The following is an 18,534-nucleotide window of genomic DNA, read 5'->3' on the forward strand; positions in this document are numbered from 1 at the left end:
CATCCGGTTGGTCAGCCCTTCAGCGCGCCCGACATGAAGCCTCGTACGTAGTGCCGTTGCAGCAGCAGGAAGAGGAGGAGACAGGGCACGGCGAGGACCACCACACCGGCTTCGGTGGCGCCGTAGTCGACGGCGCCCATGCTCTGCTGGCGCAGGTTCGCCACGGCCAGCGGCAGAGGTGCCTTCTCGCTGTCGGAGATGAGGATCAGCGGGGCGATGAAGTCGTTCCAGGCCGCGAGGAACGCGAACAGGCCGACGGTGATCAACCCCGGTCGTACGGCGGGCAGCAGCACCCGGCGCAGTGCGCCCGACGTGCCGCAGCCGTCGACGAGCGCCGACTCCTCCAGTTCACGCGGTACCGCCTCGAAGGAGATCCGCATCATGAAGGTGGCGAACGGCAGTTGGAACATCGCCAGGACCAGGCTCAGTCCGACGAGTGAGTTCTGGAGGTGCAGCCGGCCTAGGAGGACGTAGAGGGGGATGAGCAGGGTGGCGTACGGGACCATGAGGATGGCCAGGGTGAGCAGGAACAGCAGGTTCTTGCCGGGGAAGTCGAAGCGGGCGAACGCGTAACCGCCCAGCAGGGACACTCCGAGGGTCAGGGCGACGGTGAGCACGGAGACGACGGTGCTGTTGAGGAAGTACTGCCACAGGCCCGCGTCGTAGTCGAGGAGCGTCCGGTAGTTGCCGAGGCCGTAGCCGGACTCCTGTGCGGTCCCGGGCTGGCCGCTGACCGAGGCCCAGGCGTTCCACACCAGGGGGAAGAGGAAGATGACGGCCAGCCCTCCGGCGACGACGTAGTAGGGCGTACGGCCGAGGGCGCGGGTCAGCACCGTGGTCTCCCTTCCAGTGGTGTTCGGGTTCTCATGACTCGTCGGCGCGGCGCAGGCCGCGGAACTGGAGGGCGTTGAGCAGGAGCAGCACGCCGAGCACGATCACCGAAAGGGCCGCCGCCGTACCGAGGTTCATCCGCTGGAAGGCCTCCCGGTAGATCAACTGGACGACGGTGACCGTGCTGTTGTCCGGTCCCCCCTTGGTGAGGACGAAGAACTGGTCGAAGGCGAGCAGCGATCCGGTCACGCAGAGCAGCAGTGTCAGCGCGAGGGACGGACGCAACAGCGGCAGCGTGATGGAGCGGAAGATCTGGCCCCGGCTCGCGCCGTCCATCCGGGCCGCCTCGAACACCTCGTGGGGGATGCGCTGAAGGCCCACGAGAAGGATCAGCATGTAGAACCCGGCGAACTTCCAGACGATGAGGAACACCGTCGAGAGAAGGGCGGAGGTCGGGGTGCCGAGGAAGGACACCGGGTCGTCGACCAGGCCCAGGTTTTCGAGGATACGGCTGAGGGGTCCGGTGGACGGGCTGTACAGGCCCCAGAAGAGGAGCGACGCGGAGGCGAGTCCGAGGGCGCTGGGCAGGAAGTAGACGGTGCGGAAGAAGCCCGCGGCCGGCCGGGACTCCTGCACCAGCAGGGCGAGGAGGAGGGCGAGGCCGAGGAGGACGACCGTGACGATCACGGTGTAGAGGAGCGTGAAGCGGACCGCCGGCCAGAACAGGGTGGTGTCGGTGGCGTCGGTGTAGTTCTCGGGAGCGTTGATCCCCCGGTCGCCGGCCAGGAGCGGCCAGTCGCTGAGGGACATCTGGCCGACGAGCAGCAGCGGCAGCAGGAAGAAGACGGTGACGAACACTGCCGTGGGGGCGGCGTAGGCGAGGCCCTGTACCTTGCGGGACCTCCATCGGGGTGCGGCGGTACGAAGCGGGGGGACCCGGTGTTCCGGCCGGGTCCGGGATTCGGCCGCCGTCGGGTCGGCCGCCTTCACCTGCATGGCTCTCCTTTGCCGTGCGACGTGGACGTGGGCTGGCTGTGCCGCTGAAAGGCAGGGGCGCAGCCCCGTCTTTCAGGGGCGCGGGGAACTGCGCGACCAGCCCCCACGCGCCCGCGGCTCGCACTCAGTCCGCCAGCGAGGCACTCACCGCGTCGTTGTCCTTGTCCACGTCCGCCCCGTCGCCGAAGGCGGCGTCGCGCATCAGGCTCAGCCAGGGGCCGTTGGGGTCGTTGAAGGTCTGGCCGAACTTCAGGGCGTACGGGGTCCTGCCGTCCGCCACCAGTTGGTTGATGGTCACCAGCCGTGGGTCCGCGTCGGAGTACTTGTTGGACGCGAGATCGGCGCGCGCCACCACGTCCTTGTGGGCGGCGACCACGTCGACCTGTGCCTGGTCACCCAGGGACCAGGCGAGGAAGTTCCAGGCCTGGTCGGCCGACCTGCTGGTGGCGGAGATGCCGATGGCGTCGCCGCCGACGAAGGTGGACTTGCCGCCGTCGGGTCCGGGGATGGGGGCGACGCCGAGGTCCAGGTCCTTGGGCATCAGGCCCAGGGTGGTCGAGGGCATCGGCATGACGCCGACCTTCCCCTTCGGGAAGACGCCGGTCCAGGTGGCGCCGGTCTCGTCGCGGGCGCCGGGGGCGACGATGTCGTCCTCGACCCAGCCCCGGTAGGTGTCGTAGACCTTCTTGGCCGTGGCGGAGGCAAGAGTCGCCTCGGTGCCCTCCGCGTTCAGCACGTCCTCCCCCGCCGCCCAGATGGACGGCCACCAGGTGAAGACACCGCAGCCCCCGCAGTTGCCGCCGAAGAAGGTGCCGTGGACGCCCCCGCCGAGGGCGTCCACGGCGCGGGCCTGCTGGTCCCACTCGGCGAGCGTGGTGGGCGGCTTCTCCGGGTCCAGCTTCGCCTGCCGGTAGAGATCCTTGTTGTAGAAGAGCACCGACAGGTCGAGGGTGTGCGGGACGACGTACTTCCGGTCCTCGTACGTGCCCGCCTTGATGTGCGACTGGGCGAGGCTGTCGGCGAAGGGCAGGCCGTCGATGCGCTCGGTGAGGTCGGCGAAGAGCCCGCTGGAGGTGTAGTTCGGGACGAACACCACGTCGGACGCGAAGAGGTCGGGCAGGTCCTTGGATCCGGCCGCCGCGCCCACCTTGGCCTGGTAGTCGTCGGTGGGGATGACGGTCAGTTCGATCCGGTTCTTGTGACCCGCGTTGTACGCCTTGACCAGGGCCTCGCTCTGCGGCCGGGTCGCCGCCCGGGTCCACATCGTGAGCGTGGCGCCGTCGTCCGTACCCGTGGCACCTGCCGCTCCCCCGCCGCCTCCCCCTCCGCCGTTCGAGCCGTCGTCCCCCGAGCCGCAGGCCGTGACCAGGCTCGCGGCGGCGAGAAGCGCGACGGCGCCGGTGGCGAGTCTGCTCAGGCGTCCACGTCCGTGTCCACGTGGTCCGGTCGTGCTCCCCATAACGATCCCCCTCGTGTGGGTTCTGCGCCGGAAAGAAGCCGAAAAGGCTTTCTGAAAGTAGGGACCCGGCTCATGGCCCGTCAATCCCCTTGCACAGAAGGGAAGTCGGCGACCCTTACATGGCGGCTGCCGAAACCTGTGAAAGTGCGTGTGACACGCCTCGGCCGAAACAACTCGCGTACGGTTTACGCACGCAGGACGAGAGAAGGAGTTCACCCATGGCACAGGCCACCGGCCCCTCTCGTGCGCAGCCCGCCACGCTCAGCGATGTGGCCCGCCTGGCGGGTGTGTCCATCGCCACCGCGTCCAAGGCTCTCAACGGCCGCAGTCAGGTGCGCGCCGAGACCCGGCAGCGGGTCGTCGACGCTGCCGAGCGGCTGTCGTTCCGCCCCAACCAGCTGGCCCGCGGGCTGCTCGCCGGGCGCACGGGCACGGTCGGCCTGCTCACCAGCGACCTGGAGGGCCGGTTCAGCATCCCGATCCTGATGGGCGCCGAGGACGCCTTCGGGGCGGGCGAGGTCGCCGTGTTCCTCTGTGACGCCCGAGGGGACGCGATTCGCGAACAGCACCATGTCCGGGCGCTGCTGGGCCGTCGGGTCGACGGTCTGATCGTGGTTGGCAGCCGGACAGATCCACGTCCGTCCCTGGGCCGTGAGCTTCCGGTCCCGGTGGTCTACGCGTACGCGCCGTCGGACGATCCGGCCGATCTGTCCATCGTCCCCGACAGCGTCGACGCCGGCCGGATCGCCGTGTCCCACCTGCTGGCATGCGGTCGCAGCCGGATCGCGCACATCACCGGCGACCCCGGGTACCTCGCGGCGCGGGAGCGCTCCGAGGGGGCCCTGGGCGCGCTCGCCGACGCCGGTCTCGTACCGGTCGAGGAACCTCGGTTCGGCGCCTGGTCGGAGGGCTGGGGGCGGGCGGCCACCGCGCTGCTGCTCGACCGGCATCCGGAGGTCGACGGGGTGCTGTGCGGCAACGACCAGATCGCGCGTGGCGTCATGGACGTACTGCGCGAGCGCGGCCGGCGGGTGCCGGAGGACGTGTCGGTCATGGGCTTCGACGACTGGCATGTCCTGACCTCCGGCGCACGGCCGCCGCTGACCAGCGTCGACCTGAACCTGGAAGAGGTCGGCCGGGCGGCGGCGCACGCCCTGTTCAGCGCGATCGGCGGGGTGCGGCGCTCGGGCACGGAGGCGCTGCCCTGCCGAGTGGTGATCAGGGGCTCGACGGCACCGCTGTCCTGAACCGGGCGATCCCCTCCCACTCGGCGAACTCGGGTCTCATCCAACCCTCTTGACACCTCATCAGCTCGCTCCTACGTTGCGAAAACCTTTCAGGTCTGTTTTCTGTGCTCTTCGGTTCATGAACGTCGGCGCCATCGCGACCACACGTCTGTCAGGCAACGGGACAGGGAGCCTCCGATGAGAAGACCGCACGCCTTGCTGGTACGACGCCGGCGCACGAGAGTCCTTCTCGTCGCCCTTCTGCTCACTCTCGCCTCCGTCCTCACCGCTCCCCCGGCCGCCGCAGCGCAGACCATCGGGTTCCCCACGTTCAACGGCCCCGCGGTCCCGGCCCCGCCCGTCGCCCAGACCACCGGCGACATGATGAAGTCCATCTACGACGCGGAGAGTTCCGGCACCGACTTCTGGATGGACCGTCTGCTGGCCCGCTCCGGGGACGACCCGGCCGGTCCCTGGCTGATGAGCCGTGGCCGCGGGCTCTTCATGAAGACCCACGACCCGGCGATCCTCGGTTTCGGCGGCCATGTCGCCTACTGGGAGAGCGTCAACGACCAGAACGCCTACAGCGTCGCGATCAGCCCGGGCACCTTCACCGAGCAGGTCTCCCAGCGCCGGCAGATGCCCAGCCACTGGAACAGCGTGCACACCAGCGGCTCGGTCACGGTGAACCAGACCAAGTTCATCACCGAGAACAACGTGGCCGTGACCAATCTGTCGATCAAGAACAACGGCAGTGGCTCGACCACCCTGCAACTGCGGGCGACCTCGCCGTACGCCACGACAGGCACCGGCAGTGAGCTGACCGGCCAGGCGAGCGCCTACAACAACCTGACCACCCTCCGCCCCCGCCTCACCGGCGACGGGTTCACGGTCACCAGCGGCGGCCTCAACCGTTCCGTGACGGTTCCGGCCGGGGCCACGGTGACCGCAAAGGTGGTGATGGGCTTCGTCACCGACGAGATCCCCCAGTCGCTCACCGAGTACAACGCCTACGCGGGCTACTCGAACGCGACCGCCTTCGCGACTCATGTCAGGGCCTACAACCTGTGGTGGGCGCAGAACGTGCCCTACATCGACGTACCCGAACCGGCGATCAAGAAGAGCGTCTACTACCGCTGGTGGCTGATGCGCTTCAACAACCTGGACGCCGACATCCCCGGGCAGACCTTCCAGTTCCCGACGTCGACCGAGGGCGTCCTCGGCTACAACAACGCGATCGCGCTGACCCAGCCGATGCACATCGACGACCTGAAGTATCTGCGCAACCCGGCCTACGCGTACGGGGACTGGCTCAGCGCCGGGCAGACCTCCAAGGGCGGACGGTTCCTCGACAACCCGGGTGACCCGGAGAACTGGTCCAACAGCTACACCCAGTACATCGCCGAGGCGGCCTGGAAGAGCTATCAGCTCCACGGCGGCCAGCCGGGCATCGCCGCCAGCCTGGCGCGCTACGCGGAGGGCGACGTCAAGGGTCAACTCGCCTATTACGACCACGACAACAACAAGCTGATCGAGTACGACTGGGGCGCGCTGACCGGCAACGACGCCGACGCGGTGTCCTTCCACTGGAAGCCCGGCAACATGGACCGCGCCGAGTCCGCCTACCAGTACAGCGGCGCGCTGGCCGCCGCGCAGGCCTACGAGGCGACCGGCAACACGGCCAAGGCGAACGAGATGCGGACGCTCGCGACGCAGATCAAGGACGCCATCGTCAACGTGCTGTGGAACCCCAACCGGCAGTTGTTCGAGCACCGGTTGAAGTCGACGAACGAGTGGGTGCCCTGGAAGGAGATCAACAACTACTACCCGTTCTCGGTCGGCGCCGTCCCCAACACGGCGACGTACAAGCAGGCCCTGCGGCTGTTCGACGACCCGGCCCAGTACCCGATCTTCCCCTTCTACACGGCCAACCAGGTCGACAAGAAGGCGGCGGCCGACGCCGGGGAGCCGGGTTCCAACAACTTCTCCACCATCAACTCCACGGTGCAGTTCAGGCTGTACTCCTCGGTGCTGCGCAACTACCCCAACTCGTGGATGAACGCCACCGACTACAAGAAGCTCCTGTACTGGAACACGTGGGCGCAGTACGTCGGCGGCAACACCCAGTGGCCCGACGCCAACGAGTTCTGGGCCGACTGGAACGGCAGCAGCATCAACTACCGTTCCTGGATCCACCACAACATCCTGGGCAGCAGCAACTGGACGGTGATCGAGGACGTCGCGGGGCTCCGGCCGCGCAGCGACGCCAAGGTGGAGCTCTCGCCGATCGACATCGGCTGGAGCCACTTCACCGTCAACAACCTCCGTTACCGCAACGCGGACCTCTCGGTCGTCTGGGACGACCCGGCCGACGGAGTGGTGCGCTACCCGGGTATCCCGGAGGGCTACTCGATCTACGTCAACGGCAACCGGGCGGCCACCGTCAACTCGCTGGTGCCGTTCACCTGGGATCCGGCCACCGGTGCCGTCACCACGAGCGGCACGGTCACCTACAACACGGCGGTCGCCGGACTCCAGGCACCCAACCAGGTCGTCCAGAGCAGCCCGCGCATGGTCGACATGCTCGCCAAGGCCGGCGTCGACCTCACCGCCGACCTGACCAACCTGGCCTCCGGGGCGACCGCTTCGGCCTCCTACACCGGGTCCGGCAGCTCGGTGTCGGGCGCTGTCGACGGCTATCCGACCAACGAGCCGTTCTGGGGCGCCGGCGGCTCCCCCAACAGCCAGGACTGGTACGAGCTGAACTTCGGCGCCGCGCGCACGTTGAACGAGGTGCGCCTGCACTTCAAGGACAGCCGCCCGGCGAGTACGACCTACCGGGCGCCGTCCGCGTACAACATCCAGTACTACGACGGCAGTTCATGGGTGAACGCGCCGAGCCAGACCAAGACCCCGACCGCGCCGCGCGCCAACTACAACCTCGTGCAGTTCCCGGCGATCACCGCCCAGCGCATCAGGGTCCTGGCCACCAATGCCTCCGGGGCCAAGACGGGCCTGACCGAGGTCAAGGTGTTCAACCGGGGCGGCGTCCAGCCACCGCAGCCTCCGGCCAACCAGGCGGCATCCGCGACGGCGTCCGCCTCGTACACCTCCGCCTGGGAGAGCGTCGCCGCGGTCAACGACGGCGTCGAGCCGCCCTCGTCGAACGACACGGTGAACCCGCGCTGGGGGACCTGGCCGGAGACGGGCCAGCAGTGGGCCGAGCTGACCTGGCCGACCGCGAAGACCCTCAACAAGGCCGACGTGTACTTCTTCGACGACGACCAGGGCATCGACATGCCGTCCGCCTGGAAGCTCCAGTACTGGAACGGCAGCGCCTACGTGGACATGCCGGGCGCGGGCGCCTACGCGCTGGCCAAGAACCAGTACAACACCGTCTCGTTCACCGCCACCAGCACCACCCGGCTACGGGTACTGCTCACCGCCACCGGCACCAGCTCCGTCGGACTCCTCGAAGTCAAGGCGTACGGACCCTGAAGGGATGTGCCTGAAGTGACCCGATCAACCCGCTCCAGATGTACGGCCGTACTCGTCGCCGTGCTCGCCATGGTGGTCGCCCTTCTGGTGGCGTCGCCGCCCGCGTCCGCCGCCGTCTCGTTCAGTTCGACGGGGGTGAACCAGAACGGCGGCAACTGCCTTGACCTGCCGGGCAGTTCGACGACCAACGCCACCCAGCTGCGCGCGTTCACGTGCAGCTCCGGCGCCAACCAGAACTTCGGTTGGACGCCGGTCGCCGGGACGTCCGACACGTACACGATCACCACACAGTCCGGTCAGTGCGTCGACGTCTTCGGGGCGTCCACGGCGGACAACGCCACGATCATCCAGTGGCCCTGCCACAGCGGAACGAACCAGCAGTGGCGGCTCGTTCCCGTGACGGTCTCCGGCACCGACAGGACCTTCAACCTGGTGTCCGTCAGCTCGGGCAAGTGCGTGACGCCGAGCGGCGGTTCGTCGGCCTCGAACACCAACCTGGTGCAACTGCCCTGTGCCACCGCGAACGGCAGGGTGTGGCGGCTGCCCGGCTTCACGAGCGGGGGCGGCACCGGCACGCACACGTTCACCAACCCGCTGTCCCAGCACGGGCCCGACCCCTGGCTGACGTACTACGACGGCTACTACTACCTCGCCACGACCACCTGGAACTCGACGGTCACCATGCGCAAGGCGAGCACGCTCGCGGGTCTTGCCACGGCGACCGACCAGGTGATCTTCAACCTGACCCGGCCCAACGGGGCCGGCACGATGTGGGCCCCGGAGTTCCATCTGCTCGACGGTCCGAACGGGAAGCGGTGGTACTTCTACTACACGGCCGGACGGGAGCCGTACGACCTGGGCACCCAGCGCATCCATGTGCTGGAGAGCGCCGGCCTGGACCCGATGGGCCCCTACAGCTTCAAGGCCGACCTGCTCGACCCGACCCAGGACAACACCTGGGAACTCGACCCGGGCATCCTCCAGTTGAACGGCCAGCTCTACCTGCTGGGCACCTTCTACAACGGCTCGCAGCCCATGTTCATCCGGCCGCTGTCCAACCCGTGGACGGCGAGCGGCACCCGCCGGGTGCTGTCCACCCCGACCCTGAGCTGGGAGACGGTCGGCGGCGCGGTCAACGAGGGCGCCGAGGTGCTCCAGCGGGGCGGGAAGACGTTCATCGTCTACTCGGCCAGCCACTGTTCCACGCCCGACTACAAACTGGGGATGCTGACGTACAACGGAACCGGCGACCCGCTCAACTCCTCCTCCTGGGTCAAGTCGCCGAACCCGGTGTTCCAGCGGTCCAACGCCAACGGCGTGTACGGCCCCGGCCACAACGGGTTCTTCAAGTCACCCGACGGGACCGAGGACTGGATCGTCTACCACGCCAACAACTCCGCCTCCGGGGGCTGCGACATGAACCGCACCACCAGAGCGCAGAAGTTCACCTGGAACGCGGACGGCACGCCGAACTTCGGTACGCCGGTGGCGCTCGGCGTCACACTGACCGCGCCTTCGGGCGAGTGACGGCCGCTTCGTAACCCGTCGCACCGGAACTCGCCGCCCCAGGAACCGACGGTTCGGGAACCACCACTTCCCGGACCGTCGGTTTGCGTATGAGGAGCAGCGCAGCGTCGTCGTGCAGCCGGCCGCCCACGTGGGTCAGCAGTTCCTCGTGGAGCGCGTCGAGCGTGCGGGCCGGCTCGTCGCAGGCGTGCCGGGCCAGCCCTTCGTGGAGCGGGTAGAAGGCGCGGCCCCGGTCGCGGGCCTCGGTGACTCCGTCGGTGTAGAGCAGGAGCTGGTCACCGTCGGTGAAGGGCAGTACCTGGAGGTCGGGGGTGTGCCCGGTCAGGGCGCGCAGTCCGAGGGGCGGCGCCGGGTGCGTGGGCTCCACGGTCACGAGGTCGCCCGAGGCGCGGACCAGCAGCGGGGGCGCGTGTCCGCAGTTCACCACTTCCAGCTGGCCCGGCCTCGGATAACCGGCGACGACGGCGGTGACGAAGTCGTCCGCGCCGAGGTTGCGGGCAAGACTCCGCTCGATCCGGTCCACGACGGCGAGGAGATCGGGCTCGTCGTAGGCGGCCTCCCGGAAGACACCGAGCACCAGAGCGGCGGTCCCCACGGCCGGCAGCCCCTTGCCGCGCACATCGCCGACGATCAGTCTCACCCCGTACGGCGTCGGTATCAGCGCGTACAGATCACCGCCGATCCGGGCCTCGGCCGCCGCCGCGCTGTAGCGGACGGCAGCCTGGAAGGGGCCGACCGTCGCCGGTACGGGGCTGAGCAGTGCGTGCTGGGCGGTCTCCGCGACCGAGCGGACGGCGTCGAGCACCCGTTCCCGGCGCCCGCGCAGCGCGCTGGCCAGGCCGCTCGCCAGGGTGACGGCGGCCAGGGCGGACAGTACGGCGGCCAGCTCGGGGCCCGGAACGCCGGCCTGGTCGCCGAGCGCGGCGCCGAGCACCCCGGCGAGGAGGCCGACGCAGAGGACACCGCGCGGTCCGTTGGTGGTGGCGGCCAGTGCGGGCCCGGCGGCGAGCAGCGGCAGCCAGCTCGTCCCGGCTCCGCCGACGAGGTCGCACAGGACGACGGCGGCGACGACCAGCACGGGCAGGGTGGGAAGCAAGGACAGGCGGTTCCTGAGCGCTCGCATGGACCAGCGGTCTCCACCTCGGTGTCGGGCCTGACTCATGTTCCGTCCGCAGTCCTCACCTGTGTACGGGGTGAATCCCCGAAATGCCTGTTTCGTCCAGGCATCCAGGTAACGCGATCAGCCGGGGCCGCATCAAGAAGAGGATTTTCAGATAGTGAGCGAGAGACTCCTGGTCACACGGTCGGCGACCGGGATCAGCCGCGCCCGGATCTCCGGCAGCCGGGAGAGCCGGTCCGCGGGCATGGAGACGCCGAGCGAGCCGAGCGTGTCCCCCCGGTAGACGGGGACGGCGACGCAGACCGTGCCGAGGGCGTACTCCTCCAGGTCGGTGACAGCCGGGGCCACGGGTGAGGAATCGATACGCCGGAGCAGTTCCAGTCGGCTGGTGATCGTCCTCGGGGTGAGGTCGTTCAGGTGGTGGCGGGAGAGGTAGTCCTTGCGGGCGTCCCCGTCCAGTTCCCGCAGCACGGACTTGCCCAGCGCGGTGGCGTGTCCCGCGTCCTCGAACCCCACCCAGAGGTCGACGCGAGGCGCCCGGGGGCCGTCGACGATCTCGGCGACCCGGATCTCGCCGTCCTCGTAGAAGGTGAGGTAGGCAGCGGTCGCCAGCTCGTCCCGCAGGGCGGCGAGCGTGGGACGGACACGGCTGAGCAGCGCCTGCCCGCCGCCCGCGACCTGCAACGACCGGACCTTGTCCCCCAGGATGAACCCGCCGTCGGCCAGTTTCCGCAGGTAGCCGTCGTGGACCAGGGTGCGCAGCAGGTGGTAGGCGGTGGCCAGGGGCAGCCCCGTCTCGCGTGCCAGCTGCTTGGCCGGCGCCCCGTTCACATGCGCGCTCACCGCCTCCATCAGGCGGAAGGCCCGCTGGACGGAGGTGATGAGCGTGGGGCCGTCGTGCGCAGCCATACGACCAGCGTGCGCCCGGTGCCCAGTGGGGGCAAGGCGTGCGGGGCTCCGGGGGTGATCGGCCGGCGCCGGTCAGCGCGGCGGCGCCGTACTGTTCCGCACCACCAGCCGCGTCGGCACCAGCGTTGTCCCGTGCTCCGTGGCGTCCTGCCGCATCTGCCGCAGCACACCCTCGACGCACAGCCGCCCCACCTCGGCGAAGTCCTGGTGCACGGTGGTCAACGGCGGCAGGAACGAGCCCGCCTCCGGGATGTCGTCGAAGCCGATCACACTGACGTCCTCGGGCACCTTGCGCCCGCTCTCGTGCAGGGCCCGCAGCAGCCCCAGCGCCATCTGGTCGTTGGCCACGAACACCGCTGTGCAGTCCGGCAGTTCGGCGATGCGCAGACCCGCGTGGTAGCCGGACTCGGCCGACCAGTCACCGCGTACCAGGGGCGGCGCGGTCCGCCCGGCCGCGAGGAGTTCGGCACGCCAGGCGTCGGTGCGGCGCTGCGCGGCGTACGACCCCTCCGGGCCCGCCAGATGCCAGACCGTGCGATGCCCGAGGTCCAGCAGATGGCGTACGGCGGTCCGGGTGCCACCTGCCTGGTCGGTGTCGACCACGGTGTAGCGGTCGCCCGCGTCGGAGTCGGCCACGACCACCTGGACGTGCGGTGGCATGGAGAGCGTCGACGCGTCCAGGAGGTGCACTTCGAGGATGACGATGACCGCGTCGACGGCGAGTTCACCGAGCCGCGAGAAGGCGCCGCGCACCTCGTCCTGCGTGGGCACGGCGACCGGCAGCAGGGTGACCGAGTACCCCTCGTGCGCCGCCGAGGTGGCGATCGCCTCCAGGGTGCGCACGTTGCCCGTGGTGGACAGGCCGAAGGTGATGACGCCGATGGTGCGGAACTCGCCGCGCTTGAGGGCCCGGGCGGCACTGTTGGGGCGGTAGCCCAGCTCCTTCATGGCGGCGAGGACCTGCTGCCGCGTCTCCTCGTTGACGCCGGGGAAACCGTTCGACACCCGTGAGACGGTCTGCGAGGACACTCCGGCGACCCGGGCGACGTCGGCCATGGACGCGCTCTGTGTACGGCGGGCGGCCCGCTTCCTGGTGCGTGCGCGCGCCCGCGCCGGCTCGGCCGAGGTGCCGTCAGCTGTGTCCACCCGTCAATCCTCGCTCTCGGGTCCACAGTTGCGCCCGACGACCCTTGACCAGTGTCGGGGGAGCGGTGTAGACATGCCGCCATCAGATGTTTACGTAAACATAACAGCCGGTGGACCTCTCGTGGGGGTCTTGCGGAGAGAGATGTTTACGTAAACATCGGGGCGGCGGCGGACCAGCGCCGGTTCCGAGACGGACGAGCGAGGCACGACAAATGACGACCCTAGAACCACCGGTGGCCGCGAAGCGCGCCCCGGCCCGGCCCGCGGCGAAGAGGGACCGCCGCTCATGGACGGGATGGGGGTTCATAGGTCCGTTCGTGGCGGTGTTCGCCCTCGTCTTCCTGGCACCCATCGGGTACTCGATCTATCTGAGCCTCTTCAGGGACCAGCTGATCGGCGGCACGAGTTTCGTCGGCCTGGACAACTACAAGCAGGCGCTGGAGGACGACCAGTTCTGGGACTCCCTGATGCGGGTGTCGCTCTTCCTGGCCGTCCAGGTGCCGATCATGCTCGGCATCGCCCTGCTGATCGCCCTGGCCCTGGACAGCGGACGCCTCTTCGGCAAGGACTTCTTCCGCATCACGATCTTCCTGCCGTACGCGGTGCCCGCCGTGGTCGCCACCCTGATGTGGGGCTTCATGTACGGCACGAAGTACGGGCTGGTGGGTGACATCAACAGCGCGTTCGACGTCACGCTGCCGGACCCGCTCTCCAGCGATCTGGTCCTGGCGTCGATCGGCAACATCGTCACCTGGGAGTTCATCGGCTACAACATGCTGATCTTCTACTCCGCGCTACGGGTCATCCCGCTCTCGCTCTACGAGGCAGCGGAGATCGACGGTGCCGGGCAGTTCCGCGTCATCACCGCCATCAAGCTCCCCGCGATCCGCGGTGCCCTCGTGATCGCGACGATCTTCTCGATCATCGGCAGCTTCCAGCTCTTCAACGAGCCGGCCATCCTGCGGCCCCTGGCGCGCAACGCCATCACGACCGACTTCACCCCGAACTTCTACACGTACTCGCTGTCCTTCAACGGCCAGCAGCACAACTACTCCGCGGCGGTCGCCATCATCATGGGGCTGATCACCATGGTCATCGCCTATGTCGTGCAGCTCCGCGGCATGCGCAAGGGAGCGTGAACCATGAGCAGCTCCGTCACCACCACCTCCCCGGACGCACCCGAACAGGCCGCAGGCGGCTCGAAGGGCGCGCCTCGACTGCGTACCCGCCGTAAGCACTCCCCCGGCCGCCCGAAGCGCAGCATCCTGCTGACCGTGCTCACCGGCCTGATCCTGGTCTACACGGTCGTGCCCCTGATCTGGCTGGTCATCAGCGCCACCAAGACCCAGGACGGGCTCGCCAACTCGTCCGGGATGTGGTTCAGCAGCGACTTCGCCCTCTGGCAGAACATCCACGACACGTTCACGTACCACGACGGCATCTTCGTCCGCTGGCTGCTGAACACCCTGCTGTACGTCGTGCTCGGCGCCGGCGGCGCCACCCTGCTGGCGATCCTCGGCGGCTACGCGCTGGCGAAGTTCACCTTCCCCGGCAAGCGGGCCGTGTTCGCCGTGGTCATCGGTGCGGTCGCCGTCCCTGGTACGGCCCTGGCGGTGCCCACCTTCCTGATGTTCAGCAAGATGGGCCTGACCGACACCCCGTGGGCGGTGATCATCCCCTCGCTCGTGTCGCCCTTCGGTCTGTATCTGATGTGGGTCTTCGCGACCGAGGCCATCCCCACCGAACTGATGGAGGCGGCCCGTATCGACGGAGCGGGCGAGGTGCGCACCTTCTTCCAGGTCGCCATGCCCCTGCTCGCCCCCGGCACCGTGACCGTCCTGCTGTTCACCACGGTCGCGACCTGGAACAACTACTTCCTGCCGCTGATCATGCTCAAGGACCCGAACTGGTACCCGCTGACCCTGGGACTGGACGCCTGGAACTCCCAGGCCCAGACGATCGGCGGCGACGTCGTCACCAACCTGGTGATCACCGGGTCACTACTCACCATCATCCCGCTGATCGCCGCGTTCCTGCTGCTCCAGAAGTACTGGCAGTCCGGCCTCTCCGCCGGAAGTGTCAAGGAGTGATCCATCCTCAGGCCCCACACCCCCCTCGGCTCCACCGCGTTTCACCCTCACACAGCATTCACCCTCACCCCGTCCCACCCACGAAGAAGTGGAAGCACCTCGATGCGTAGAACCACCGGCCGCCTGATGCGCGGCATAACCCTGCTCTCCGTCCTCGCCCTGGGCGCCACCGCCTGCGGCGGCTCGGACGACGACAGCTCGGACCAGAAGGCGGTCTCCGCCGCGGACATCCAGGCGGCCCTCAAGAAGGGCGGCACGGTCAATGTCTGGGCCTGGGAGCCCACGCTGAAGTCGGTCGCCGCCAACTTCGAGAAGAAGTACCCCAAGGTCAAGATCAACCTGGTGGCCGAGCGGTCCGGCGACAAGCACTACACCGCTCTGTCGAACGCCATCGCGGCCAAGAAGGGCGTCCCGGACGTCGCGCAGGTCGAGTACTTCGCGCTGAGCCAGTACTCCCTCACCAAGGGCCTGACCGATCTGGCCCCCTACGGTGCCGACAAGCTCAAGGCCAAGTACACGCCGGGCCCGTGGAACGCCGTGAGCGACGGCGACAAGGTCTACGGCCTGCCGATGGACTCGGGCCCGATGGCGATGTTCTACAACAAGAAGGTCTTCGACAAGTACAAGATCGCGGTCCCGACCACGTGGGACGAGTACGTCGAAGCGGCCCGCAAGCTGCACAAGGCCGACCCCAAGGTCTACATCGCCAACGACGCCGGTGACGCGGGCTTCACCACCAGTCTTCTGTGGGAGGCCGGTTCGCGCCCCTACAAGGTCGACGGCACCAAGGTGTCGATCAACTTCGACGACGCGGGTGCCAAGAAGTACACGGACACCTGGCAGAAGCTGATCGACGAGAAGCTCGTCTCGCCCATCAACGGCTGGACCGACGACTGGTACAAGGGCCTGGGCGACGGCACCATCGCCACCCTGACCACCGGCGCCTGGATGCCCGCCAACTTCGTCAGCGGTGTCCCGCAGGCGTCCGGTCAGTGGCGTGCGGCCCCGATGCCGGCCTGGACCAAGGGCGACAAGGCGAGCGCGGAGAACGGCGGCAGCTCGCTGGCCCTGCCCGAGCTGGGCAAGAACAAGGAGCTCGCCTACGCGTTCGTCGAGTACGCCAACGCCGGTGACGGTGTGCAGACCCGTGTCGACGAGGGCGCCTTCCCGGCGACCAACGCCCAGCTCCAGGACCCCGCGTTCCTGAGCAAGAAGTTCGACTACTTCGACGGCCAGGAGGCGAACAAGATCTTCGCCGACTCCGCCGCCAACGTCGCCAGCGACTGGTCGTACCTGCCCTTCCAGCAGTACGCCAACTCGATCTTCAACGACACCGTCGGCAAGGCCTACGTCTCCAGCACGAAGCTCTCCGACGCGCTGAAGACCTGGCAGGACGCGTCCATCAAGTACGGCAACGAGCAGGGCTTCACCGTCGAGAAGTAGCAGTCGAGCAGTAGCAGCAACGGCGGAACAGTGTCCGCCGAGCGGTAAAGCCGAGGAGCGGCCGGAAAGCGTCACCGCCGGCCGCTCCTCGTACCCCCTTGTCTCCCCCTCCCCTCCCCCGCGTCGAGCCGCTTCGCAGCGTCCCGGAAGGATCACCATGACCTCCGCCTCCCCGTCCCGTCTGCCGTACGGGCCGGACGGTGACTCCGTGCCCCGTCTCGCGTACGGCGCCGACTACAACCCCGAGCAGTGGCCTCGGGAGGTGTGGGAGGAGGACGTACGGCTGATGCAGGAGGCCGGCGTCAACATCGTCTCGGTGGGGATCTTCTCCTGGGCCCGTATCCAGCCGAACGCGGACACCTGGGACTTCGGGTGGCTGGACGAGGTCATGGACCTGCTGCACGAGGGCGGGATCGGCGTCGATCTGGCCACCGCGACCGCGTCCCCGCCGCCCTGGCTCACCACCGCGCACCCCGAGATCCTCCCGGTGACGGCCACCGGCGAGACGGTCTGGCCGGGCGCGCGCCAGCACTGGCGCCCCACCTCCCCGGTCTTCCGCAGCCATGCGCTCGGCCTGGTCCGGAAGATGGCGGAACGATACGCCAACCACCCGGCCCTGGTGGCCTGGCACATCTCGAACGAGCTGGGCTGCCACAACATCTACGACTTCTCGGACGACGCGGCCCGCGCCTTCCGCGACTGGCTGCGCGCCCGCTACACCACCCTCGACGCCCTCAACCACGCCTGGGGCACGGCGTTCTGGTCGCAGCGCTACAGCGACTGGGCGCAGATCCTGCCGCCCCGGCTGGCCGGCTCGCACCCGAACCCGACCCAGCAGCTGGACTTCAAGCGGTTCTCCTCGGACGCGCTGAAGGACTACCTGGTCGCGGAGCGGGACATCCTGCGCGAGTACACGCCCGAGGTCCCCATCACCACCAACTTCATGGTGATGGGCGGCACGAAGGGCATGAACTACCCGGACTGGGCCGGCGAGATCGACTTCGTCTCCAACGACCACTACGTCCACCCGGGCCCGCAGGACCGCGACGAGCTGTCCTTCTCCGCCAACCTGACCAGCGGTATCGCGAGCGGCCGCCCGTGGTTCCTGATGGAGCACTCCACCAGCGCGGTCAACTGGCAGCACGTCAACGTGGCCAAGCGCCCGGGTGAGCTGGCCCGCGACTCACTGCTGCACGTCGCGCACGGCGCCGACGCCGTGTGCTTCTTCCAGTGGCGCCAGTCGGCGGCCGGCGCCGAGAAGTACCACTCCGCGATGGTGCCGCACGCCGGCGCCGACAGCGAGGTCTTCCGTGCGGTGGCCGCCCTCGGCCGGACCCTGAAGGACCTGGCGCCGATCGCGGGCTCCGAGCGCGAACCGGCCCGTGTCGGGATCGTGTTCGACTGGGACTCCTGGTGGGCGAGCGAGCAGGACTCGCACCCCACCGCCCTCCTCGACTACCGCCAGGAGGGGCTGAACTGGTACTCGGCGCTCCTCTCCCTCGGCATCCGCGCCGACGTCGTCACCACGCGCACCGAGTTCAGCCGCTACGACGTGCTGATCACCCCGGTCCTGCACATGGTCCCGGCGACGCTCGCCAAGGAGCTGACGCGGTACGCGGAGACCGGCGGCCATCTGGTCACCACGTACTTCTCCGGTGTCGTCGACGAGAACGACCACATCTGGCTCGGCGGCTACCCGGGCGCCCTGCGCGACGTACTCGGCATCCGCGTCGAGGAGTTCGGCCCGCTGCTCGACGGCGAGTCGGTCGAGGTGGACGGCGGCGGTACGGGCACGGTGTGGACCGACCGCATCGACGTGACCGACCCCGAGGTCGAGGTCCTCGCCCACTACCGCACGGGCGCCTACGCGGGCCGCCCGGCCGTCACCCGCCGTACGACGGGCGGGGGTTCGGCGTCGTACGTCTCCACGCGGCTCGGAGCCGACGGCCTCGCGGCGCTGCTGCCGGGGCTGCTCGCGCCGGCCGGTGTCGACAGCGAGCTGCCCGAACCCGCCCGGGGACGCGTCGAGTTGACCGTACGACAGGGCGGCGGAAGCCGTTTCCTGTTCCTGGTGAACCGGAGCGAGGAGGAGGTGCCGCTGCCGGGCCTCGAAGGCGAGCGGCTGACCGGCGGCACGGAAGCCGACGGTGTCCTCGTCCTCGCGCCGAGGGAAGTCGCCGTGCTGCGGCGCCCCGCCCACTGAGCCGACACCCGGCACCTCACCCGCACCACCCCTGAACTCCCCTGATCCAAGGGGCACACCGTCGTGCCCCGTGTCCGTGCGCACCC

General features: G+C 68.8%; 13 protein-coding genes. 7 read left to right on the plus strand and 6 right to left on the minus strand.

Annotated features, from left to right (window positions below; genetic code table 11):
- Nucleotides 1-11: 11 nt before the first annotated feature.
- From OHN74_RS04690 to OHN74_RS04700, 3 genes are all read right to left on the minus strand, one after another.
- Nucleotides 12-833, minus strand: a complete 822-nt coding sequence (locus OHN74_RS04690) for a carbohydrate ABC transporter permease (RefSeq protein WP_327693249.1) — start codon at nt 831-833, stop codon at nt 12-14.
- A 31-nt stretch (nt 834-864) separates the two neighbouring features.
- A complete protein-coding gene (locus tag OHN74_RS04695; protein WP_327693250.1) occupies nt 865-1,827 on the minus strand; it encodes a carbohydrate ABC transporter permease in 963 nt (320 codons plus the stop codon).
- A 124-nt stretch (nt 1,828-1,951) separates the two neighbouring features.
- Nucleotides 1,952-3,286 (minus strand): ABC transporter substrate-binding protein, encoded by a 1,335-nt coding sequence (locus OHN74_RS04700; protein WP_327693251.1) that lies wholly within the window; start codon nt 3,284-3,286, stop codon nt 1,952-1,954.
- A 218-nt stretch (nt 3,287-3,504) separates the two neighbouring features.
- Between OHN74_RS04700 and OHN74_RS04705 the strand changes: the two genes are divergently transcribed.
- The 3 genes from OHN74_RS04705 (at nt 3,505) to OHN74_RS04715 (ending at nt 9,537) form a co-directional block, all read left to right on the plus strand.
- Entirely contained in the window at nt 3,505-4,533 is a 1,029-nt protein-coding gene (locus OHN74_RS04705; protein WP_327693252.1) for a LacI family DNA-binding transcriptional regulator, read from the plus strand.
- 177 nt (nt 4,534-4,710) lie between these two features.
- Nucleotides 4,711-8,010, plus strand: a complete 3,300-nt coding sequence (locus tag OHN74_RS04710) for a discoidin domain-containing protein (protein WP_327693253.1) — start codon at nt 4,711-4,713, stop codon at nt 8,008-8,010.
- A 69-nt stretch (nt 8,011-8,079) separates the two neighbouring features.
- Nucleotides 8,080-9,537 carry a family 43 glycosylhydrolase gene (locus tag OHN74_RS04715; protein ID WP_327699987.1) on the plus strand — a complete coding sequence of 486 codons (1,458 nt, stop codon included), beginning with the start codon at nt 8,080-8,082 and terminating at the stop codon, nt 9,535-9,537.
- Here OHN74_RS04715 and OHN74_RS04720 read toward each other — a convergent pair.
- From OHN74_RS04720 to OHN74_RS04730, 3 genes are all read right to left on the minus strand, one after another.
- Entirely contained in the window at nt 9,509-10,660 is a 1,152-nt protein-coding gene (locus OHN74_RS04720; protein ID WP_327693254.1) for a PP2C family protein-serine/threonine phosphatase, read from the minus strand. The genes OHN74_RS04715 and OHN74_RS04720 overlap by 29 nt on opposite strands.
- A 147-nt stretch (nt 10,661-10,807) precedes the next feature.
- Entirely contained in the window at nt 10,808-11,566 is a 759-nt protein-coding gene (locus tag OHN74_RS04725) for an IclR family transcriptional regulator (RefSeq protein WP_327693256.1), read from the minus strand.
- A 72-nt stretch (nt 11,567-11,638) separates the two neighbouring features.
- Complete coding sequence (locus tag OHN74_RS04730; protein WP_443060344.1) at nt 11,639-12,712, minus strand: LacI family DNA-binding transcriptional regulator; 1,074 nt, start codon at nt 12,710-12,712, stop codon at nt 11,639-11,641.
- A gap of 212 nt (nt 12,713-12,924) precedes the next feature.
- Here OHN74_RS04730 and OHN74_RS04735 point away from each other — a divergent pair, with 212 nt between their 5' ends.
- The 4 genes from OHN74_RS04735 (at nt 12,925) to OHN74_RS04750 (ending at nt 18,448) form a co-directional block, all read left to right on the plus strand.
- Entirely contained in the window at nt 12,925-13,851 is a 927-nt protein-coding gene (locus OHN74_RS04735) for a carbohydrate ABC transporter permease (RefSeq protein ID WP_327693257.1), read from the plus strand.
- Between the two features lie 3 nt (nt 13,852-13,854).
- Nucleotides 13,855-14,802 carry a carbohydrate ABC transporter permease gene (locus OHN74_RS04740; protein ID WP_327693258.1) on the plus strand — a complete coding sequence of 316 codons (948 nt, stop codon included), beginning with the start codon at nt 13,855-13,857 and terminating at the stop codon, nt 14,800-14,802.
- 102 nt (nt 14,803-14,904) lie between these two features.
- Nucleotides 14,905-16,245, plus strand: coding sequence for an ABC transporter substrate-binding protein (locus tag OHN74_RS04745; protein ID WP_327693259.1), 1,341 nt, complete (start codon nt 14,905-14,907; stop codon nt 16,243-16,245).
- A 157-nt stretch (nt 16,246-16,402) separates the two neighbouring features.
- Nucleotides 16,403-18,448: a beta-galactosidase gene (locus OHN74_RS04750; RefSeq protein ID WP_327693260.1), complete on the plus strand. Its 2,046-nt coding sequence runs from the start codon at nt 16,403-16,405 to the stop codon at nt 18,446-18,448.
- Nucleotides 18,449-18,534: the final 86 nt, after the last annotated feature.

This window comes from Streptomyces sp. NBC_00459 (genome assembly GCF_036013955.1).
GTDB lineage: Bacteria > Actinomycetota > Actinomycetes > Streptomycetales > Streptomycetaceae > Streptomyces.